Here is a 19,704-nt window from a genome sequence, read left to right on the forward strand (position 1 = left end):
ACAGGGAGTGATTCTCGCCGGGCCGACGTCCACGATGGCGCAGTCTCTGGCCGATCACCTGGCGCAGCGAAGATGATTCAGCACTTCAGGTCGGGGCAGCCCGCCGTCTGCGTGCACAGGCTCTCCTCGACCTTGCCCAGCAGCCGGGCCAGCTCCCGGCGCTCGTCCTCGTCGAGACCGGCCAGTGTGTGCCGCTCCAGTTCCGTCCAGGCCGCCGACATGTCCGCGAGCAGCGCGCAGCTGCGTTCCGTCGCCTCGACGACGACGGCGCGGCGGTCGTCCGGGTCCGGGCGGCGGCGTACGTGGCCGGTCTGCTCCAGGCGCTGGAGCATCTTGGTGACCGTCGAGGGATCGAGGTCCACGGCCTTGATCAGCTCGGACTGGCGCACGGGGCCCGCACCCCACAGCTGCATCATCAAGAACTCCTGGCCGGGGTAGAGGCCGAGGTCCTTGAGCAGCTTGCCGGCCGCGATCCGGTGGAGCCGTGCGACCCGGGAGAGCGCATGGCTGACCGGGCCACCGCGGGCGGCACGGGGCAGGGCGTCGCAGACGGGGTCGCCCTGCGCCTGGGGTACGGCGGTCATCGTGACCTCCTCGGTCCTGTGGAGCAGCGGGTGGATCAGGTGAGGCCGGGGCGTGCGGGCCGCCTGCCCCAAGCTACTGCGATCAGCCCGTCTCCACATTTTACCTTGGTCGGCCAATTAATGGGTTACAGTGGCTCCCGAGCCATTACTTGGCCGACCATATAAATCTCCCTGGGGGTTCCCATGACCACCGCATTCGACCCGGTCCAGCTCGGCGGCAAGAAGCTCGCCAACCGCATCGCCATGGCCCCGATGACCCGCAGCCGCGCCCACGGCCCCGGCCTGTCACCGACCCCCTCGGTCGCCGAGTACTACACCCAGCGCGCCTCGGCCGGCCTGATCATCACCGAGGGCATCCAGCCCTCCGCCGTCGGCCAGGGCTACCCCGACACCCCGGGCCTGCACAGCGACGAGCAGATCGCCGCCTGGCGCAAGGTCACCGACGCCGTGCACGCCGCCGGCGGCACGATCTTCGCCCAGATCATGCACGCGGGCCGGATCGGCCACCCCGTGCTTCTGCCGGACGGACTCGTCCCGGTCGCCCCCTCCGCCGTCGCCGCCGCGGGGCAGGTCTTCACGCACGAGGGCCCCAAGGACTTCGTCACGCCGAAGGAGCTGACCGGCGAGGAGGTGCTGGCGACGATCGCCGACTTCGCCGCCGCCGCCCGCAACGCCGTGGAGGCCGGCTTCGACGGCGTCGAGCTGCACGGCGCCAACGGATACCTCATCCACCAGTTCCTGGCCCCCAACACCAACACCCGCACCGACGAGTGGGGCGGCTCCGACGAGAACCGCATCCGCTTCGCCGTCGAGGTCACCAAGGCCGTCGCCGACGCGATCGGCGCGGAGCGCACCGCGCTGCGGATCTCGCCGTCCAACCTGTACAACGACATCGACGAGCCCGAGCCCGAGGCCGCCTACATCGCGCTCGTCGACCAGCTCGAGCCGCTCGGCCTCGCCTATCTGCACATCCTCGAGGGCGCTCCGGAGCTGCGGGAACTCACCCTCGAGCTGCGCAAGCGCTTCTCCGGCACGATCGTCCTCAACGCGGCGACCGACGGGCCGACCGGCCCCGGCGCACTCGCCCTGATCGAGGACGGCATCGCCGACCTGGTCTCCTACGGCGTGATGTTCCTCGCCAACCCGGACCTTCCGGCGCGGCTCAGGGCCGACGGCCCCTACAACACCCCGGACCCGGCCACGTTCTTCGGCGGAGACGACAAGGGGTACACCGACTACCCGGCGCTGACCGCCTGACGCGTCCGGGCACGCGGAAGGGGCCGGTCTCCTCGGGGGAGGACCGGCCCCTTCCGCGTGGACGACTGCCCGTCACCGCACCGGGGTGAAGTCCCGGGCGCCGATGAACTCAGGGCGCGGCACCGGTGCCGCGAACGGCTCCACCGCCGCGTTCTCCACGCTGTTGAACACGATGAAGACATTGCTGCGCGGATACGGGGTGATGTTGTCCCCGGAGCCGTGCATGCAGTTGCAGTCGAACCAGGTGGCCGATCCTGCCCGGCCGGTGAACAGCCGGATCCCGTGCTCGTCGGCGAACGCGGTCAGCGCCTCGTCGGACGGCGTCCCGGCGTCCTGCATCTGCAGCGACTTCTTGTAGTTGTCCTTCGGTGTCTCGCCCGCGCAGCCCAGGAACGTCCGGTGCGACCCGGGCATGATCATCAGGCCGCCGTTCGTGTCGAGGTTCTCGGTCAGCGCGATCGAGACGGACACGGTGCGCATGTTCGGCAGTCCGTCCTCCGCATGCCAGGTCTCGAAGTCCGAGTGCCAGTAGAAGCCCGAAGCGCCGAAGCCCGGCTTGACGTTGATACGGGACTGGTGGACATAGACGTCCGAGCCGAGGATCTGCCGGGCCCTGCCCACCACCCGCTCGTCGCGCACCAGGGCCTCGAAGAGCTCGCTGAGCTTGTGCACCTCGAAGACCGACCGGACGTCCTGCGAGGTGGGCTCGATGATCGAACGCTCGTCGGCCCGGATCTCCGGGTCGTTGACCAGTCTGTCCAGCTCCGCCCGGTAGACCGCCACCTCGTCCTCGCCGATGAGCTGGTCGACGGTGAGGAACCCGTCGCGCTCGAAGGCCGTCAGGCCGGAGGTCTCGATCGGTCCCGGCGTGCCGGGCGGCGACCATACGACCGGGTCCCGGCGCGGGGTCGTCAGCTCCTGCGGGCCTCGGGTCGGGTACAGGTCGGTGCGTGCGGGTGCGGTGGTCATCTCTCAGCCCTCCTCGGTCAGCAGTGGGTAGACGCCGTTCTCGTCGTGGTCCTCCCGTCCGGTGACGGGCGGGTTGAAGACACAGACACAGCGGAAGTCGGTCTTGGGGCGCATGGTGTGGCGCTCATGGCCGTCCAGCAGATACATCGTTCCGGGCTCGATCCAGTGGGTCTCGCCCGTCTCGTCGTTGGTCAGCTCCGCCTCGCCCTCGACGCAGAGCACGGCCTCGATGTGGTTCGCGTACCACATCGACGTCTCCGTACCCGCGTACAGCACGGTCTCGTGCAGCGAGAAGCCGACCTTCTCCTTGGCGAGCACGATGCGCTTGCTCTCCCAGGTGCCGGAAGCGGCCTTCACATGGCGCTCGGTGTTCTCGATGTCCTTGAACGATCGGACGATCACGGTGAGTTGAAGCCTTTCTCGGTGTTGTCAGGCGGGTCAGCCGGTTCTGCGGGCGGGTCAGGCGGTCTCGCGGACCGAACGGGCCAGGATGCGCAGACCCTCGTCCAGCTCGTCCGAGGAGACGGTCAGCGGCGGCAGCAGCTTGACGACCTCGCTCTCCGGGCCGGAGGTCTCCAGCAGCAGACCCAGCTCGAAGGCGCGGGCGCAGACCGCCGAAGCGCGCTTCTTGTCCTCGAACTCCATGCCCCACACCAGGCCCCGGCCGCGGAAGCTCACGCCCTCGCCGCCCAGTTCGTCGACGATCGCGAGCAGCGCCCGCTCGACCTGCTCGCCGCGGGCGAGGGTCTGCTTCTCCATCTGGCCGTCGCCCCAGTAGGTGTTGAGCGCGGCGGCGGCCGTGACGAAGGCGGGGTTGTTGCCGCGGAAGGTGCCGTTGTGCTCGCCCGGCTCCCATATGTCGAGCTCCGGCTTGAACAGGCACAGCGACATGGGCAGTCCGTACCCGCTGATGGACTTCGACAGGGTGACGATGTCCGGGACGATGCCCGCCTCCTCGAAGGAGAAGAATCCGCCGGTGCGGCCGCAGCCCATCTGGATGTCGTCGACGATCAGCAGCATGTCCTGGCGGTGGCAGAGATCCTGGAGCGCGCGCAGCCACTCGGCACGGGCGACGTTGATGCCGCCCTCGCCCTGGACCGTCTCGACGATCACGGCGGCCGGCTTGTTGAGCCCGGACCCCTGGTCCTCGAGGAGGCGCTCGAACCACAGGAAGTCCGGGACCTGGCCGTCGAAGTAGTTGTCGAACGGCATCGGGGTGCCGTGCACCAGGGGGATGCCGGCGCCGGCGCGCTTGAAGGCGTTGCCGGTCACGGCGAGCGAGCCGAGCGACATGCCGTGGAAGGCGTTGGTGAACGAGACGACCGACTCGCGGCCCTTCACCTTGCGGGCCAGCTTGAGCGCCGACTCGACCGCGTTGGTGCCGGTCGGGCCCGGGAACATGACCTTGTACGGCAGATCACGCGGCCGCAGCACCACGTTCTGGAACGACTCCAGGAACGCGCGCTTCGCGGTGGTGGCCATGTCGAGGCCGTGCGTGATGCCGTCGCGCTCGATGTAGTCGATCAGCGCGCGTTTCAGCACCGGGTTGTTGTGTCCGTAGTTGAGTGATCCGGCACCGGCGAAGAAGTCGAGGTAGGTGTGTCCGTCCTCGTCGTGGAGGTAGCTGCCCTGCGCGCGGTCGAACACGGCCGGCCAGCCGCGGCAGTAGCTGCGCACCTCCGACTCCAGGGTCTCGAAGACGCTCAGGGCGGGCGGGGTGATGGTCACAGCGTTCTCTCCTGGGTGGGGGTGTCGGATCCGGGATCAGGCGTTGACGGGGCCGATGCGGTAGAGCACCTCCGGCAGGTGCGTCCCCTCGGGGAACAGCACGCCGTCGAAGAGGACTTCGCGGCTCAGCGGTGCCTTGTGACGCTCGGCGTACGAACGGAACAGCCGGTCGGAGGCGGTGTTGTCCGGGGTGACGGTCGTCTCGACCGTGTGGACGCCCCGGTCGGCGAGGCGCGCGGTGAGCGCGTCGAGCAGTACCCCGGCCAGCCCCTGACCACGGTGCTCGCGGTCGACGGCGACCTGCCAGACGAGCAGGGTGTGCGGGCGCTCCGGCCGGATGTAGCCGGTGACGAACGCGATCGGCTCGCCGTCGGCGCCGCGGGCGACCAGGGAGGTCGCAGCGAAGTCGCGGCACCACAGCAGATAGCTGTACGAGGAATTGAGGTCCAGTACCTCGGAGTCGCGGGCAATGCGCCAGATCGCGGCTCCGTCCTCCACTCGCGGGCTGTCCAGAACAATGGCTGCTTGTGCGGCGGTCATGGGGATTGAATTTACCGAGCAAATTTCCAAATTGCATCGGGGGAAGGGGTTGGACCGGCTGCCCCTGTGTGTTATCGCGCAGGCGCGAGAGCCATGGCCGGATGCCGCTCAGTCGCACCGTTCTGCCCGGATATTTCTGTGTGAAATGGACTCCGTGTGGTGTCTGTCACATGGCGGTAATCACATTGACACGTGCCGGAATCGCCGCGTCGATCCATACGGATTCTTGTGTTTAGGGACGGGGAACCGGGGCAGCAGAAAGCGGGGAGCTGTTCGCGTGAATTCGCTCCCCGTATTTACGGAATTCGCATCCCCTCCGTCGAAGGATACGTGGTGAATTCCTGTCGGCCGCGCTTCGGCCCGGCGATCCCGGGGCGCCCGGCGTCAGGGTCCCCGGCGGGGACTGCCGAGCGCCTCGTACAGTGCTCGATATGAGCGATCACACGGTGCTGCATGTGAAGGGGCGGGTGCTCGTCGGACCCGACGAGGCGCGGGACGAGCTGTGGGTCGTGGACGGCCGGATCTCGTACGAACGCCCGCGTGCCGAAGCCGTCACCGTACGCGGCTGGGCCCTGCCAGGACTGGTCGACGCCCACTGCCATGTCGGGCTCGACCACCACGGCGCCGTCGACGCGGCGACCAGCGAGAAGCAGGCGGTCACCGACCGGGACGCCGGCACGCTGCTGCTGCGCGACGCCGGATCCCCCTCCGACACCCGCTGGATCGACGACCGCGACGATCTCCCGAAGATCATCAGGGCAGGCCGGCACATCGCCCGCACCCGCCGCTACATCCGCAACTACGCCCACGAGATCGAGCCCGAGGACCTGGTCGACCATGTCGCCCGGGAGGCCGGGCGCAGCGACGGCTGGGTCAAGCTGGTCGGCGACTGGATCGACCGCGACGCGGGAGACCTGACGCCGTGCTGGCCGCGCGAGGCGGTCGAGGCGGCGATCGCCGAGGCGCACCGGCTGGGTGCGCGGGTGACCGCGCACTGCTTCGCCGAGGACTCGCTGCGTGACCTCGTCGAGGCGGGCATCGACTGCATCGAGCACGCGACGGGGCTCACCGAGGAGACCATCCCGCTCTTCGCGGAGCGCGGCGTCGCCATCGTGCCGACGCTGGTCAACATCGCCACCTTCCCGGACCTCGCGGCCGGCGGACAGGACAGGTTCCCCCGGTGGTCGGCCCATATGAAGCGGCTGTACGAGCGCCGCTACGACACCGTGCGGTCGGCGTACGACGCGGGTGTTCCCGTCTTCGTCGGCACGGACGCGGGCGGTTCGCTGGCGCACGGCCTGGTGGCCGCCGAGGTGGCGGAACTGGTCAAGGCAGGCATCCCGCCGCTCCAGGCGCTGTCGGCGACCACCTGGGGCGCCCGCGCGTGGCTGGGCCGCCCGGCGCTGGAAGAGGGCGCTCCGGCGGACCTCGTGGTCTACGACGACGACCCGCGCACGGATGTCAGGGTGCTGGCCGGGCCACGGCGGGTGATCCTGAACGGCCGGGTGATCGGCTGATCGGGACGGGGAGTTCACGCCGTTGACGGGGCGTGACCCTGCTGTGGTGCCGCTCGTTGAAGCACTTTTCCCGAGGGGGTGGCGGGCAGGCGCGCACTCCGGCGCGGACCGCCCAGGACACCCTCTCGGGTGCTCACTCGTGGTGCTCAGGGGAACGCCTGTACCGCGAGAATCGAATACGCGTACCGAAACCCCACTTTAAGGTGAACTCACGCCAGGTGTCTGTCGGTTCACTCTCAGTGCGTAAAGATTCCGGTGTCCCGGTCACCGCCGTCCCACACGTCCCTGTGGCACGGCCGGCGACGCCGCGTCTCCTGTGGGGGTTCGACCACCTTGAACAGCAACACCTCGAGCATTCCTGTCCGCCGCGGCGCCGCCGCCGCGGCCGCCGCCGCGCTGGTCATCGGACCCGTCGCCGCGGCCGCCCCGGCGCACGCCACCGGCGGCGAGGGGCGGGCGAGCGCGGTCGTGCTCCGTACGGCCCTCGATGTGTCCCTGGCCGACAAGACGGTCGATGTCCCGCTCAAGGCGACGCTCAACGAGGTACAGGCCCCCGAGAGGGCCGGGAAGACCGCCCTGAGCGTGCGGTTGGACAGCGTGGAGGGGAGCAGGCCCGTCCAGCTGCTGCGCGCGGACGTGGCGACGGCCAAGGCGAGCGCGGACCGGCAGGTGGCCGAGGCACACAGCAATCTGGCCCATGCGAAGCTGCATGTGCCCGGACTGCCGCTGCTCTCCCTGATCGAGGTCGAGAAGGTCACCTCGACCGCGGTCTGCGAGGCCGGCCGGCAACCGGTGGCCACCTCGAACGTGCTCGGCAAGGTGACCGTGCTCGGCAAGAAGGTCACGCTCTCCGCCGGCGGCCCCACCAGGGTCGAGGTGCCGCAGGTCGGCGAGGTGAGCCTCGAACTGTCCCGGACGCGGACCACCTCACGTACCGCTGCCGCCACCGCGCTCGAGCTCAAGGTGTCGGTGAACCCCCTTGAGCTGAACGTCGCCGAGGTCACCGGCACGGTCACCCTCGCCGAGGCCGACTGCGTGTCGCCCGACGCCCCCGCCGAGGAGACACCGGCCGCCGAGCAGCCTTCGCAGGAGCCGGCGAAGGATGTGCAGGTGCAGTCCGGCGAGGAGCCGGCCAAGGAGAACCTCGCCGAGACCGGAGGCAGTTCGGCGACCGCGTACCTCGCGGGCGGTGCGGCCCTGCTGCTCGCGGCTGGCGCCTCCGCGACGGTGCTGACCCGCGTCCGCGCCCGGCGCTGACCCGGGGCAGCCGCAGGCGCCGGGCCCTCGCGGGAGGGGAGGGCCCGGCGCCCGCGCGCCCGCGGCGCGTCACCGGAAATCCGTCGCGTCAGTGGCCGACCATCGACAGCGCCTGGTCCAGGGCCTGCAGAAAGCGGTTCGTCGTCGCCCGGTCGCGTACCGCCAGCCGCAGCCAGTCCCCGTCCAGGCCGGGGAAGGTGTCTCCCCGCCGCGCCGCGAACCCGAGCCCGCGCAGCCGCTCGCGCACCTCTGCGCCGCGCCGCACCCGTACGAGCACGAACGGCCCCCGGGCCGCCTCCACCACCCGTACCTCGTCGAACTCGGCCAGACCCGCCAGCAGATGGGCGCGCTCCGTCGCGATGCAGTGCGCGGCCAGTTCGGCCTCCGCCAGCGCATCGTGCCCCATGCACGCCTCGGCCGCGGCCAGCGCGGGCGTGGAGACCGGCCACAGCGGCTGCGCCCGCTCCAGCGCCGTGACCGTCGAGGGCTCCGCGAGCACATAGCCGATGCGCAGACCGGCCAGTCCCCAGGTCTTGGTGAGGCTGCGCAGCACCACAAGGCCCGGCACATCCGTCCGGCCCGCCAGCGTCTCGCTCTCGCCCGGCACCGCGTCCATGAACGCCTCGTCCACCACCAGCACCCGCCCGGGGCGGGCCAGCCGGGCGATGTCGTCCGCAGGATGCAGCACGGACGTGGGATTGGTCGGATTGCCGACCACCACCAGGTCCGCCTCCTCGGGCACGGCCTTCGGATCCAGCCGGAACCCGTCCTCCTCGCGCAGCAGCAGCCGTTCCACCGTGTGTCCTGCGTCCAGCAGTGCCGCCTCCGGTTCGGTGAACTGCGGATGCACCACCAGCGGGTTGCGGACCTCCAGCCCCCGCGCGAGCAGCACGAACGCCTCCGCCGCACCGGCCGTCAGCAGCACCCGCTCCGCGGGCAGACCGTGCCGCTCGGCGACCGCCGCCCGGGCCGGGCGCCCGTCGGGATAGGCAGCGAGCGAACCCAGCGAACCCGCGATGCGTTCACGCAGCCAGGCGGGCGGGGTGTTGGTGCGGACATTGACGGCGAGATCGACCAGGCCCAGTGCCCCGTCCCGTACCTCGGCGTCGCCGTGGTGGCGCAGATCGTGTCCATCCGTGCAGGCGGGTCTGGTGGGGCTGGGCGGGCTTGTCATGGCGGTCTCCTGGGTGTGGGGGCGGGTGAGCACGGAGCACTCACGGGCGCAACCGTGCCCTCGGAGGGCGGCCCGGCGGCTCAGGCGGCCCTCACGACGGTCATCATGTCCGGTGCGGCTTGATCCAGTCCCGTCCATAACCGGCCCCGACCGGAATCGAACAGTCGCAGGGGGCGGTACGGGTCCGGGGGAGCGGACGCCGTCCCCGCGCGCGGGCCGCGCGTCCCCTTCCCGCCGTACTGACCCGTGGGACAGGACGAGTCGGCGGGGCGGTGCGGGGCCGGTGAAAGCGGTTGGTCCGAGACGGTGTTCGGCTCCCGGCGCGGCGGCTGCGGAACCCCACGGCGCGCCACCGCGCAGGTCGCCCCCGCCGGCCTGCCCACCGGGCTCGACTTCCGCTTGGGCACCACCAGTTCGCCGCCGCCCGCGAGCGCCGCGGCCTCCGCGACCGACGCCGATCCGACCGCGCCCAGAGCCGCGCCCGAGGGGTTGGGCACCGCGACCCCGGCCAGCCGCGCGGCGCTGTACGTCACCAGCGGCACACCCAGCCGCTCCGCCGTGCCCACGATCCCCGGCTCCCCGCCCTTCGCGTCGACGCTCGCCAACTCGACGACGTCCATGGCCGAAAGACCCGCCTCGGCCAGCGTCGCGATGACCAGTTCCAGCACTTCGCCGACCGGCACGCCCCGCGACGCGCCGACCCCGACGACATGGCGGGCGGCATCGGACATGGGCGGGGCTCCTCTCGGGTCAACACGGCGACAGGGAAAGGCTTGTACCGGCGATGGGCTGATGTGCGGCAGGCCGGGTCAATCGGCTAGCAAGGGCGCATGGCGGTGTTCGTCGCGCTCGGCGCGTTTGTGATGACGCTGTTCGGCGGCTGGACGGCCGGCCGGGTCACCGACCGCCGGCACCTGGTCCTCGGCCTCGCCGGCGGACTGATGCTCGGCGTGGTCGGCCTCGACCTGCTGCCCGAGGCGATTCAGGCGGCGGGGCGGCCGGTGTTCGGCGTGCCGCAGGCCCTGCTGCTGTTCGTCGGCGGCTTTCTCGCGGCCCACCTGGTGGAACGGCTTCTGGCCGTACGGCAGGCGGCACACGGCCTGGAGCACCGGGTGCCCCAGGTCGGGCTGACGGCGGCCGCGGCGATGGTCGCGCACAGCCTGATGGACGGCATCGCGCTCGGCGCCGCGTTCCAGGTCGGCGGTGGGATGGGCGCGACCGTGGCGCTCGCCGTCATCACCCACGACTTCGCCGACGGCTTCAACACGTACACGATCACCAGCCTGTACGGGAACACCCGGCGCAAGGCGGTCGTGATGCTGATCGCCGACGCGCTCGCCCCCGTCGTGGGAGCGGCGTCCACCGTGCTGTTCACACTTCCGGAGGAACTTCTCGGCAGCTACCTCGGATTCTTCGGCGGCGCGCTGCTCTACCTCGCCGCCGCCGAGATCCTGCCCGAGGCACACCACGAACACCCCGCCCGCTCCACGCTGCTGTGCACGGCGGGCGGCGTGGGCTTCGTCTGGCTGGTGGTCGGCCTCGCCGAGTGAAGGGCCGGCCGCGACGTCGGCGCTCACCCCGCGCAGGCCTCGACGAACCGGCCGGCGATCCGGGGCTGCGAGGCCCAGTGCGTGTGCAGATAGCTGGCGTGCACGCCCCGCTGCACAAAGCCCTCGACGCGGCGCTCCGGGCGCACCATGCCCCACGCGGGCACCGGCCCGGCGCCCGGCTCCAGCACCGTGCGGTGGAACTCATGGCCCCGCAGGCGGGTGCCCGCCGCGGCCAGCGGGCTGTCGGCGACCGCGACGGCCTCCCGGTAGCCGAGTGTCAGCCGCCCCGACATCCGCGCATCGGCGTCCAGCACACCGCACATGGGCCTGCCGTCCAACGAGCGGGCCAGATAGAGCAGTCCCGCGCACTCCGCGGCGACCGGCGCACCGGAGTGCGCCAGCTCGGCGACCGCCTTGCGCAGCGGCTCGTTGGCGGACAGCTCGGGCGCGTACACCTCGGGGAAACCGCCGCCTATGACCAGACCGGCCGTCCCCTGCGGGAGCTGCTCGTCCCGCAGCGGGTCGAACGTCACCACTTCGGCGCCCGCGGCCGCGAGCAGCTCCACATGTTCGGCGTACGAGAACGTGAACGCTGCCCCGCCCGCGACGGCGACGACCGGCCGCCGGCCGCCGGCCGCCCGCTCGGGCACCGGCGCCCATGGTGCGTCCGGCAGCGGGGGAGCGGAACGCGCCAGCGCCAGCAGCCCTTCCATGTCGCAGCCCGCCCGCACCTGCTGCGCCATGGCGGCCACCGCATCGAGCGCCTCGGCGCGGCGCTCGGCGACCGGCACCAGACCCAGATGGCGGGAGGGGGTGCCGACCCGGTCCGCACGCCGCAACGCCCCCAGCACCGGCACGCCCGACTCCTCCAGCGCCTCCCGCAGCAGCGCCTCGTGCCGGTCCGAGCCCACCTTGTTGAGGATCACCCCGCCGAGGCGCACCTGCGGATCCCACGACGCGAAACCGTGCACCAGCGCCGCCACCGAACGGGACTGCGACGACGCGTCCACGACCAGCACCACGGGTGCGCGCAGCAGCTTGGCGATCTGCGCGGTGGACGCCAGCTCCCCCTGCCCCGAGGCGCCGTCGTACAGACCCATCACGCCCTCGACCACGGCCAGGTCGCAGCCCGCCGCGCCATGGGCGAACAGCGGGGTGACGAGCTCCGTGCCGCACAGGTACGCGTCGAGATTGCGGCCCGGCCGGCCCGCCGCGAGCGTGTGATAGCCGGGGTCGATGTAGTCGGGACCGACCTTGTGCGGGGACACGGCGAGACCCGCCTGCACGAAGGCCGCCATCAGGCCCGTCGCGACCGTGGTCTTTCCGCTGCCCGACGCGGGGGCGGCGATGACGAGACGTGCTACCACTCGATGCCCCGCTGGCCCTTCTGACCGGCGTCCATCGGGTGCTTGACCTTGGACATGTCCGTGACGAGGTCGGCGAAGTCGATCAGCTTCTCGGGGGCGTTGCGGCCGGTGATGACCACGTGCTGGGTGCCGGGACGGTTCCGCAGCACCTCGATCACCTCGTCGGTGTCGATCCAGCCCCAGTGCAGGGGGTAGGCGAACTCGTCGAGCACGTACAGCTTGTGCGTCTCGGCGGCGAGGTCGCGTTTGACCTGGTCCCAGCCCTCACGGGCCTTGTCCTCGTTGGACTGCTCGCCCTCGGCGGGGGCGCGCTGGATCCATGACCAGCCCTCGCCCATCTTGTGCCAGGCGACGGTGCCGCCCTCGCCGCTCGCGCCGAGGACCTTCAGCGCGTTCTCCTCGCCCACCTTCCACTTCGCGGACTTCACGAACTGGAACACCCCGACCGGCCACCCCTGGTTCCAGGCGCGCAGCGCCAGCCCGAACGCGGCGGTCGACTTGCCCTTGCCGATGCCGGTGTGGACGAACACGAGCGGGCGGTTGCGGCGCTGGCGGGTGGTGAGCCCGTCGTCCGGTACGACGGACGGCTGTCCCTGTGGCATTAAGCGGCCCTCCTGCTGGTTGCTTGAACGCTGCGAACGTCCTTCACGAGCCCGGCGATCGAATCGGCGCGCAGCTCGTCGAGCGTGACGGCGGTTCCGCCGAGTTCCCCGGCGAGCGTGCCGGCCAGTCCGAGCCTTACGTGCCCGGCCTCGCAGTCCACGACGACGGCGGCGGTCCCGTCGGCGGCATGCAGGCGCGCGGCGCGCAGCGCGAGAGCGAACGCGTCGCCGTGCTGCCCGGCGCCGGCGGCGGCCCGCCGGGTGACCCGGTCACGCCCGGTCACGCCGGCCGCCGCTCCTCGCTCCCCGTGCGCGGGCAGCAGGCCGCCGGGGCCTGCCGCTGCCGCGAGCGGGTCCACGCCTCCCGGTCCGCCGGGCATCGCGCCCGCAGGTCCGGCCGACAGGCCGGCGAATGCCGCGAGCCCGTTGCCGCCGCCGACGGCGAGCGCGTCCGTGCCCGTGGCGCCGGTCCGCAGCCCCGGTGCACCGAGGCCGACGCCGGCCGCCGCCGCGCCTGCGGCGACGCGCGTACGCCCGCCGGCACCCGCGCCCGCCGACGCCGTGGCACGGCCGTCCGTCACCACCACCAGCAGCGGGCGACGGGACGGGTCCCGCAGGCGTTCGATGCGCAGGACGTCGTGTGCCTTCAGCAGGCCCGCCGCGAGCGGGGTGCGGCCGCCCGTCGGGAGAAGCTCCAGGCGCGCCGCGGCCGCGTCCACCGACGACGTCGGCGGCAGCGCCAGTTCCGCGTCCTTTCCGCGGAAGGTGACCAGACCGACCTTGTCGCGCCGCTGGTAGGCGTCCAGCAGCAGCGACAGCACCGCGCCCTTCACCGCGCTCATCCGCTGCCGCGCCGCCATCGACCCCGACGCGTCCACCACGAACAGCACCAGGTTCCCCTCGCGCCCCTCGCGGGTCGCCTGGCGCAGGTCGTCACGGCGGACCAGCAGGCCGGGACCGCTGCGCCCGCGCGCCCGCTGATGGGGCGCGGCGGCCTGCACCGTCGCCGCCAGATGCAGCTTGGTGAGCGCGCCTTGGGGCCGACGGGAGCCGGTCGTGCGGCCGTGCTCGGTACGCGCCCGTGAACGGCGCCCGGCCGCGCCCTCCCCGAGACCCGGCACACTCAGCACCTTCGTGCGGAAAGGCTCCGCGGCGCGCACGGGCTGCTGCTCACCGCTCCCGGCACCGGGGAGCGGGGCGGGAGCGTCCGCGTCCGCAGGGTCCGCGGGCGGCGGCTCGGTGGCCGCCGGTGCGTCCGGGCCGCTGCTCTGCGGGGGCAGCCCGCCGCCGCCGTCCGGGCCGCCGTCCGGGCCGTCTCCGTCCGGACCGGGGTCCGGATCGGGCTCCGGATCCGGGTCGGCCTCGTCCTCGCCGAACTGCTCCAGCGTCTCGTCGAGCTTGTCCTCGTCGAGGCCCGGTGCGTCGAACGGAGCCCGCCGCCTGCGGTGCGGCAGCGCCAGCAGCGCCGCCTGGCGAACGTCCTCCTCCGCGACGTCCGTACGCCCCGCCCACGCCGCCAGCGCCGTCGCCGTCCGGGCCATCACGATGTCCGCGCGCATGCCGTCCACCTCGAACGCCGCACAGGTCGCAGCGATCTGACGCAGCACCACATCACCGAGCCGCACGGTGGGCAGCAGCTCCCGTGCGGCCACGATGCGGTCGCGCAGCGCCGTCTCCTCGTCCGCCCAGCGCGCCGCGAAGGCGGCGGAGTCGTCGTCGTACGCGAGCCTGCGCCGCACGACCTCCACCCGCTGGTCCGGGTCCCGCGACGCGGCGACCTCCACCGTCAGTCCGAACCGGTCCAGCAACTGCGGCCGCAGCTCGCCCTCTTCGGGGTTCATGGTCCCGACGAGGAGGAAGCGCGAGGCGTGCCGTACGGAGACGCCTTCACGCTCCACGTACGAGGCGCCCATCGCAGCGGCGTCCAGCAGAAGGTCGACCAGATGGTCATGGAGCAGATTGACTTCGTCGACGTACAGGATCCCGCGGTGCGCGCCGGCCAGCAGGCCCGGCTCGAAGGCCTTCACGCCGTCCGCCAGCGCCCGCTCGATGTCCAGCGCACCGACGAGCCGGTCCTCCGACGCGCCGACCGGCAGCTCGACCATCGCTGTCGGCCTTCTCGCCCCCGGTCCGACCTCGTGTGGCCCGTCAGGGCAGGTGAGGTCGGGCGCAGCCGGGTCGCAGGAGAAGCGGCAGCCGCTGACGACGTCCATGGGAGGCAGCAACGCTGTGAGCCCGCGCACGATCGTCGACTTCGCGGTGCCCTTCTCGCCGCGGACGAGTACACCGCCGATGGCCGGTGAGACGGCATTGAGCAGCAGACTCAGCCGCATGTCGTCCATGCCGACGACTGCGGTGAACGGGTAAGGGACCGATGCCATTAACGAGTACCCCCTTCGAGGGACGTGCTGTGATCGGGCGTGTCAGGGGTGCTGCGCCAGGAGACGACGAGGCACTGGCGCGGATGTGCCCGGGACGGTGAAGAGCACGGCCGTACGGGCTCCGCGTTCCCCGCGTGTGCCGGGACACCGCGAACGGGGGCGGTGTCCCCGGGACGCATGGCCCGCCCCCGCCTCACGGCGCACCCGGCGCAATGAACGGCAGCCCGGCCGGGGGCCCCTGGTCGATCAGCCGCAGCAGCGCGTCCGTGTCGGCATGCTCCTCGATCAGGTCGCCGAGCCGGTCCAGCTGTTCCTCGCGCAGCGAGCCGAAGCTCGTGTCGGGCGCGGGCACGAACCGGCGCCCCGCCGCCGCGGCCACGTCCCGCAGGAACGCCCGCCGGAAGGCGTCGCTCTCCAGCGAACCGTGCCAGTGGGTGCCCCACACGGATCCCACCCGGCACCCGTCCAAGAAGGGTTCGCCGCCGAGGACTTCGGCGACGCCGTGGTGGATCTCGTACCCCTCGACCCGTTCGCCGAGAGCCTCGCCCACCGGTCTGGCCAGGGTCTTCCCGGGCGCGAACCGTACCCGTACCGGCAGCAGTCCGAGCCCCTCGACCTCCCCGGCCTTCGACTCGACGTCGTCCTCGATGCGTTCACCCAGCGCCTGGAAGCCGCCGCAGATGCCGAGCACCGGCAGGCCCGCCGCCGCGCGCCGCCCGATCGCGTCGGCGAGTCCCCGCTCACGCAGCCAGCCGAGCGCCCTCACCGTCCCGCGCGTGCCGGGCACGACCACGAGGTCGGCGTCGACGAGCTCCTCGGCACGGTCCACGAACCGCACCACCACGCCCGGTTCGGCCGCCAGCGCGTCCACGTCCGTGAAGTTGGACATCAACGGCACCGCGCACACGGCGACCCGCAGCACGTCCTCGCCGAACGGCGGCGCGACCACCGACTCGCGCACGGCGCCCCGCAGGGACACCCGCAGCCCGTCCTCCTCGTCGATGCCGAGCCCGTGCGCGTACGGCAGCACACCGAACGTCCGCCGTCCGGTCAGCCCGAGCAGCATGTCCAGGCCGGGCTCCAGAAGGGTCACATCGCCGCGGAACTTGTTCACGAGATAGCCCGCGATCAGCTCCTGGTCCTCCGGCGCCAGCAGCGCCGTCGTACCGAAGAACTGCGCGAACACCCCGCCCCGGTCGATGTCCCCGACCACCAGCACCGGCAGCCGGGCCGCCCGCGCGATGCCCATGTTCACGATGTCCGTGCGCCGCAGATTGATCTCGGCCGGGCTGCCCGCCCCCTCGCAGATCACGGCGTCATACGTGCCCCGCAGCTCCTCCAGGCACGCCATGACGGGCTCGAACAGCTCGCGCTGTCTGCCTCCGTGGTAGCCGCGGGCGCTCAGCTCGCCGACCGGCTTGCCCATCAGCACCACCTGGCTGGAGCGGTCGCTGCCCGGCTTCAGGAGCACGGGGTTCATCAGCGCGCTGGGCTCCACACGCGCGGCCTGGGCCTGCATGGCCTGGGCCCGCCCGATCTCCGCCCCCTCGCGGGTCACGAACGAATTGAGCGACATGTTCTGGCCCTTGAAGGGCGCGACCTTCACGCCCTGCCGTACCAGCCACCGGCAGATACCGGCGGTGACGACACTCTTGCCCGCGTCCGACGTGGTGCCCGCGACCAGCAGGCCCCCGCCTCTGCGTGCGCTCCCGCTCATCCCCGCCCCTTCCCGGCACCGCGGCGCCCCGCCCTCTCGGCGCGGGCGGCCGGCGCCGCTCCGTACGCCAGGCGGACGCCCGCGCCGACTGCGAGAGCCAGCACACCGACCCGCCGCGACAGCCGCACAGCCCGCTCGATGTCCGCGAACTCCACCGGCCGCCCGGAGCCGCCCAGCACCGGGCGGTGCTCGGTCCGGCCGCCGTACGACAGGGTCCCGCCCAGCCGTACGCCGAGCGCCCCGGCGAACGCCGCCTCGACCGGGCCCGCGTTGGGGCTCGGATGCTTCGCGGCGTCGGCCCGCCATGCCCGCACGGCTCCGCGCGGATCGCCGCCGGCGACGACCGCGAGCCCGGCGGTGAGCCGTGCCCCCGGCCAGCCGACCAGATCGTCCAGGCGCGCCGACGCCCACCCGAACCTGAGGTACCGCGGCGACTTGTGCCCCACCATCGCGTCCAGGGTGTTCACCGCCCGGAAGCCCACCAGGCCCGGCACTCCCGCGAGCGCGCCCCACACCAGGGCGCCGACGACCGCGTCGGAGGTGTTCTCGGCCACGGATTCGACCACGGCACGGGCGATCTGCTGCTCGTCCAGGGAGTGGGGATCGCGTCCGCACAGATGCGGCAGCCGCTCGCGCGCGACCTCTACGTCCCCGGCGGCGAGCGCGCCCCCGATGGCCCGCGCCTCGCGGCCGAGCGTGGTGCCGCCGACGACGGCCCAGGTGGCGGCGGCGGTCAGGGCGACGGACGCGGTACGGGAACGGCGCGCGGCCCGGGCTGCCAGCGCGCCCAGGGCGACGGCACCTCCGGCGCACACCGCGGTGTGCAGCGCGCCGCGGCCCCGGTGGTCACGCCACAGGACATGTTCGACGGCGCCCGCGGCGCGCCCGAAGGCGGCGACGGGGTGTCCCCGGCGGGGATCGCCGAGCAGCAGATCGACGACGAGGCCCGCGGTGGCGCCGTACACGAATACACGGTCGGCACGCATGGGTTCAGCGACCCCTTGCGCGGTGGATCTGCCCGCGGACGGACCGGGCGGACACGGCTGAACCGCAGCCAGACATGGCGATGAGTCCTCACTCAGGGTCCGCGCCCTGGTTCGACGTGACCGGCGGTGAGAGTTCCTGGCTCCCCGGGGACTGCTCCCCGGGTGACAGTGGCGGGACCGCGCCGGATTCGCACCGGACTTCCTCTGCTGCCGCCGTAGATGGCCCCGGCAGTCCACCACGCGCGCGAACGCCCGTCAACTCACCCTTGACCTGCGGCGGGACAGTGTGCCGAGCCCCACACCGGGCACTGCACCCCGCCCTGCACCGAACCTCGCGCCGAGGCGGGTGCCGGGGCATGCGCCGACGACGGAAAGGCCGGTCACGGTCCACCCGGGGGTGGACCGTGACCGGCCTTCACTGCACGTGCGCTGCCGTCAGCTGACGATCAGATAGATCCCGTACGCCACGGCCGCGGCGCAGAGTGCGAAGCAGGCGTAGGCGCCGGTGCGGGCCAGTGCCGCGGACCCGCCGCCGGAGGCCGCGGCCTCCTGCTTGCTCAGGCCCACGACGCCCAGGGTGAACAGGCCCACCAGAGCGACGGTGGCGAGGAGACTCACGCCGAAGACGGAGCCGAGAGCTGCCCAGTCGATTTTCATACTGCTGATTCCTTACACCGAGGCCGGGCTGCCGGCCGGCTCGGCCGGGGGAGCGGCCGGGGCGGGGATGGTGGTCTTGATGTCCTGCGCGGGGGTCCCCGCGGGGGGCGGGATGACGGCCGCGATGGCGGTGGTGACGACGCCCGCGGGCTCGTCGGCCTCGATGTCGTTGACGTTGTTGTGGTCGATGACCTGGCGGCGGGAGATGAACCAGATCGCGACACAGGAGGCGATCAGGAAGGCGGCGACGGTCGCGACACCCCAGTCACCCTGCTGGGTGACGAATTCCGAGCCCGCCGCGACGAGGCCTGCGGCCGGAAGGGTCAGACCCCAGGCGACGAACATCCGGGTCGCGGTGGACCAGCGGACGACCCCGCCCTTGCGGCCGAGGCCCGCGCCCATCACCGCGCCGGAGCACGAGTGCGTGGTCGACAGGGAGAAACCGAGGTTGGAGGAGGCGAGGATGACGCTGGCCGCGCTGGTCTGGGCGGCGAAGCCCTGCTGCGGCTGGAGGTCGGTGAGGCCCTTGCCCATGGTGCGGATGATGCGCCAGCCGCCGAGGTACGTGCCGAGCGCGATCGCGAGACCGGCGGAGACGATGACCCACAGCGGGGGGTTGGAACCCGGGGCGATCACATTGCCGGCGACGAGGGCCAGCGTGATGATGCCCATCGTCTTCTGGGCGTCGTTCGTGCCGTGCGCGAGGGAGACGAGACCGGCCGAGGTGATCTGGCCGGCGCGGTAGCCCTTGGCGGTGGCGCCGGCGTCGGCGTTCTTGCCGAGCTTGTACGTCAGCCGGGTGGCCACCATCGCGCCGATGCCCGCGACGAGCGGGGCGGCGATGGCCGGTATCAGCACCTTGGTGACGACGACGCTTCCGTTGACGCCACCGAAGCCGACCGATGCGACCGTGGCGCCGATCAGACCGCCCATGAGTGCGTGGGACGAGCTGGAGGGCAGACCGACCAGCCAGGTCATCAGATTCCAGAGAATGGCGCCGACGAGCGCCGCGAAGATGACTTCCGGCGTGATGCCTGAGTCGTCGACGAGACCGCTGGAGATCGTCTTGGCGACCTCCACCGACATGAAAGCACCGACGAGGTTGAGCACGGCGGACATGGCGACCGCCGTCTTGGGCTTCAGTGCGCCGGTCGAGATGGTCGTCGCCATCGCGTTGGCGGTGTCGTGGAAACCGTTCGTGAAATCGAACACGAGAGCTGTCACGATCACGATCGCGAGCAGCAGTGTGATGTGTTCCATTTAACCCAGGCAATCGTTTGACGTCATTGGCTGGCCGACCGTAGGCAACCTGGATGAACGGAAGGTGAACTGGGCCCGGCGGTGCAGTGTCCGCAAGTGAGTAGAAGTGGTTCCGCTTATGAAGGTGGGGCTCGGCTGCGGTCGCCGAAAGCCCGTGG

Annotated in this window: 17 protein-coding genes, 1 pseudogene and 1 riboswitch; of the genes and pseudogenes, 4 read left to right on the forward strand and 14 right to left on the reverse strand. The window is 72.0% G+C overall.

All coding sequences use genetic code 11. From position 1 onward, the window contains the following. Window positions 1–77: 77 nt before the first annotated feature. The gene (locus OHS70_RS28850) at window positions 78–584 is read right to left on the reverse strand and encodes a MarR family winged helix-turn-helix transcriptional regulator (RefSeq protein ID WP_328402103.1); all 507 of its coding nucleotides are present in this window, start codon (window positions 582–584) and stop codon (window positions 78–80) included. Between the two features lie 183 nt (window positions 585–767). Between OHS70_RS28850 and OHS70_RS28855 the strand changes: the two genes are divergently transcribed. Beyond that, window positions 768–1,841 carry an alkene reductase gene (locus tag OHS70_RS28855; protein WP_328402105.1) on the forward strand — a complete coding sequence of 358 codons (1,074 nt, stop codon included), beginning with the start codon at window positions 768–770 and terminating at the stop codon, window positions 1,839–1,841. A 72-nt stretch (window positions 1,842–1,913) separates the two neighbouring features. On the opposite strand, the gene thpD is transcribed toward OHS70_RS28855, so the two are convergent. From thpD to ectA, 4 genes are read right to left on the reverse strand one after another with little or no spacing between them, the layout of a single operon-like run. Next, entirely contained in the window at window positions 1,914–2,810 is an 897-nt protein-coding gene (gene thpD / locus OHS70_RS28860) for an ectoine hydroxylase (RefSeq protein ID WP_328402107.1), read from the reverse strand. A 3-nt stretch (window positions 2,811–2,813) separates the two neighbouring features. After that, window positions 2,814–3,212, reverse strand: coding sequence for an ectoine synthase (locus tag OHS70_RS28865; RefSeq protein ID WP_328402109.1), 399 nt, complete (start codon window positions 3,210–3,212; stop codon window positions 2,814–2,816). Window positions 3,213–3,269: 57 nt separating this feature from the next. Beyond that, complete coding sequence (gene ectB, locus OHS70_RS28870; RefSeq protein ID WP_328402111.1) at window positions 3,270–4,538, reverse strand: diaminobutyrate--2-oxoglutarate transaminase; 1,269 nt, start codon at window positions 4,536–4,538, stop codon at window positions 3,270–3,272. Window positions 4,539–4,574: 36 nt separating this feature from the next. Then, window positions 4,575–5,078, reverse strand: coding sequence for a diaminobutyrate acetyltransferase (gene ectA, locus OHS70_RS28875; protein WP_328402113.1), 504 nt, complete (start codon window positions 5,076–5,078; stop codon window positions 4,575–4,577). Between the two features lie 431 nt (window positions 5,079–5,509). On the opposite strand from ectA, the gene OHS70_RS28880 reads away from it, so the two are divergent. Together OHS70_RS28880 and OHS70_RS28885 are read left to right on the forward strand one after the other, a co-directional pair. Then, window positions 5,510–6,595: an amidohydrolase family protein gene (locus tag OHS70_RS28880; RefSeq protein WP_328402115.1), complete on the forward strand. Its 1,086-nt coding sequence runs from the start codon at window positions 5,510–5,512 to the stop codon at window positions 6,593–6,595. Window positions 6,596–6,928: 333 nt separating this feature from the next. Then, window positions 6,929–7,852, forward strand: a complete 924-nt coding sequence (locus OHS70_RS28885; RefSeq protein ID WP_328402117.1) for an SCO1860 family LAETG-anchored protein — start codon at window positions 6,929–6,931, stop codon at window positions 7,850–7,852. A gap of 88 nt (window positions 7,853–7,940) precedes the next feature. On the opposite strand, the gene cobC is transcribed toward OHS70_RS28885, so the two are convergent. Together cobC and OHS70_RS28895 are read right to left on the reverse strand one after the other, a co-directional pair. Beyond that, a complete protein-coding gene (gene cobC, locus OHS70_RS28890; RefSeq protein ID WP_328402119.1) occupies window positions 7,941–9,026 on the reverse strand; it encodes an Rv2231c family pyridoxal phosphate-dependent protein CobC in 1,086 nt (361 codons plus the stop codon). Between the two features lie 341 nt (window positions 9,027–9,367). After that, window positions 9,368–9,736: pseudogene (locus OHS70_RS28895) on the reverse strand (cobalamin biosynthesis protein); the annotation flags it as partial. Between the two features lie 120 nt (window positions 9,737–9,856). Between OHS70_RS28895 and OHS70_RS28900 the strand changes: the two are divergent. Continuing rightward, window positions 9,857–10,576 carry a ZIP family metal transporter gene (locus OHS70_RS28900; RefSeq protein WP_328402120.1) on the forward strand — a complete coding sequence of 240 codons (720 nt, stop codon included), beginning with the start codon at window positions 9,857–9,859 and terminating at the stop codon, window positions 10,574–10,576. Between the two features lie 23 nt (window positions 10,577–10,599). Here OHS70_RS28900 and OHS70_RS28905 read toward each other — a convergent pair whose 3' ends face one another. The 7 genes from OHS70_RS28905 to OHS70_RS28935 all read right to left on the reverse strand — a co-directional run bounded on the left by OHS70_RS28905 (window position 10,600) and on the right by OHS70_RS28935 (window position 19,546). Further along, window positions 10,600–11,943 (reverse strand): cobyrinate a,c-diamide synthase, encoded by a 1,344-nt coding sequence (locus OHS70_RS28905; protein WP_328402122.1) that lies wholly within the window; start codon window positions 11,941–11,943, stop codon window positions 10,600–10,602. Beyond that, window positions 11,937–12,545 carry a cob(I)yrinic acid a,c-diamide adenosyltransferase gene (gene cobO, locus OHS70_RS28910; RefSeq protein WP_328402124.1) on the reverse strand — a complete coding sequence of 203 codons (609 nt, stop codon included), beginning with the start codon at window positions 12,543–12,545 and terminating at the stop codon, window positions 11,937–11,939. Before cobO ends, OHS70_RS28905 begins: the two co-directional genes overlap by 7 nt. Further along, entirely contained in the window at window positions 12,545–14,926 is a 2,382-nt protein-coding gene (locus OHS70_RS28915) for a putative cobaltochelatase (protein WP_328402126.1), read from the reverse strand. The genes cobO and OHS70_RS28915 overlap by 1 nt, the downstream gene beginning before the upstream one ends. 193 nt (window positions 14,927–15,119) lie before the next feature. Next, window positions 15,120–16,643, reverse strand: coding sequence for a cobyric acid synthase (locus OHS70_RS28920; protein ID WP_328402128.1), 1,524 nt, complete (start codon window positions 16,641–16,643; stop codon window positions 15,120–15,122). Then, window positions 16,640–17,629, reverse strand: coding sequence for a cobalamin biosynthesis protein (locus OHS70_RS28925; RefSeq protein WP_328402130.1), 990 nt, complete (start codon window positions 17,627–17,629; stop codon window positions 16,640–16,642). Before OHS70_RS28925 ends, OHS70_RS28920 begins: the two co-directional genes overlap by 4 nt. A gap of 108 nt (window positions 17,630–17,737) precedes the next feature. Beyond that, window positions 17,738–17,882, reverse strand: a riboswitch (cobalamin riboswitch). Window positions 17,883–18,064: 182 nt separating this feature from the next. Continuing rightward, on the reverse strand, window positions 18,065–18,286 hold the full coding sequence (locus tag OHS70_RS28930; RefSeq protein WP_328402132.1) for a hypothetical protein: 222 nt from the start codon (window positions 18,284–18,286) through the stop codon (window positions 18,065–18,067). Window positions 18,287–18,298: 12 nt separating this feature from the next. Further along, a complete protein-coding gene (locus OHS70_RS28935; RefSeq protein WP_328402134.1) occupies window positions 18,299–19,546 on the reverse strand; it encodes an inorganic phosphate transporter in 1,248 nt (415 codons plus the stop codon). Between the last annotated feature and the right edge of the window lie 158 nt (window positions 19,547–19,704).

It is taken from the genome of Streptomyces sp. NBC_00390, assembly GCF_036057275.1.
GTDB lineage: Bacteria > Actinomycetota > Actinomycetes > Streptomycetales > Streptomycetaceae > Streptomyces.

Bases quoted from the DNA above. Each gene is read 5' to 3' on its own strand.
- thpD (WP_328402107.1), bottom strand. From the start codon at position 2,810: ATGACCACCGCACCCGCACGCACCGACCTGTACCCGACCCGAGGCCCG.
- cobC (WP_328402119.1), bottom strand. From the start codon at position 9,026: ATGACAAGCCCGCCCAGCCCCACCAGACCCGCCTGCACGGATGGACAC.
- OHS70_RS28855 (WP_328402105.1), top strand. From the start codon at position 768: ATGACCACCGCATTCGACCCGGTCCAGCTCGGCGGCAAGAAGCTCGCC.
- OHS70_RS28935 (WP_328402134.1), bottom strand. From the start codon at position 19,546: ATGGAACACATCACACTGCTGCTCGCGATCGTGATCGTGACAGCTCTC.
- OHS70_RS28920 (WP_328402128.1), bottom strand. From the start codon at position 16,643: ATGAGCGGGAGCGCACGCAGAGGCGGGGGCCTGCTGGTCGCGGGCACC.
- OHS70_RS28925 (WP_328402130.1), bottom strand. From the start codon at position 17,629: ATGCGTGCCGACCGTGTATTCGTGTACGGCGCCACCGCGGGCCTCGTC.
- OHS70_RS28880 (WP_328402115.1), top strand. From the start codon at position 5,510: ATGAGCGATCACACGGTGCTGCATGTGAAGGGGCGGGTGCTCGTCGGA.
- OHS70_RS28915 (WP_328402126.1), bottom strand. From the start codon at position 14,926: ATGGCATCGGTCCCTTACCCGTTCACCGCAGTCGTCGGCATGGACGAC.
- cobO (WP_328402124.1), bottom strand. From the start codon at position 12,545: ATGCCACAGGGACAGCCGTCCGTCGTACCGGACGACGGGCTCACCACC.
- ectA (WP_328402113.1), bottom strand. From the start codon at position 5,078: ATGACCGCCGCACAAGCAGCCATTGTTCTGGACAGCCCGCGAGTGGAG.
- OHS70_RS28930 (WP_328402132.1), bottom strand. From the start codon at position 18,286: ATGAAAATCGACTGGGCAGCTCTCGGCTCCGTCTTCGGCGTGAGTCTC.
- OHS70_RS28900 (WP_328402120.1), top strand. From the start codon at position 9,857: ATGGCGGTGTTCGTCGCGCTCGGCGCGTTTGTGATGACGCTGTTCGGC.
- OHS70_RS28850 (WP_328402103.1), bottom strand. From the start codon at position 584: ATGACCGCCGTACCCCAGGCGCAGGGCGACCCCGTCTGCGACGCCCTG.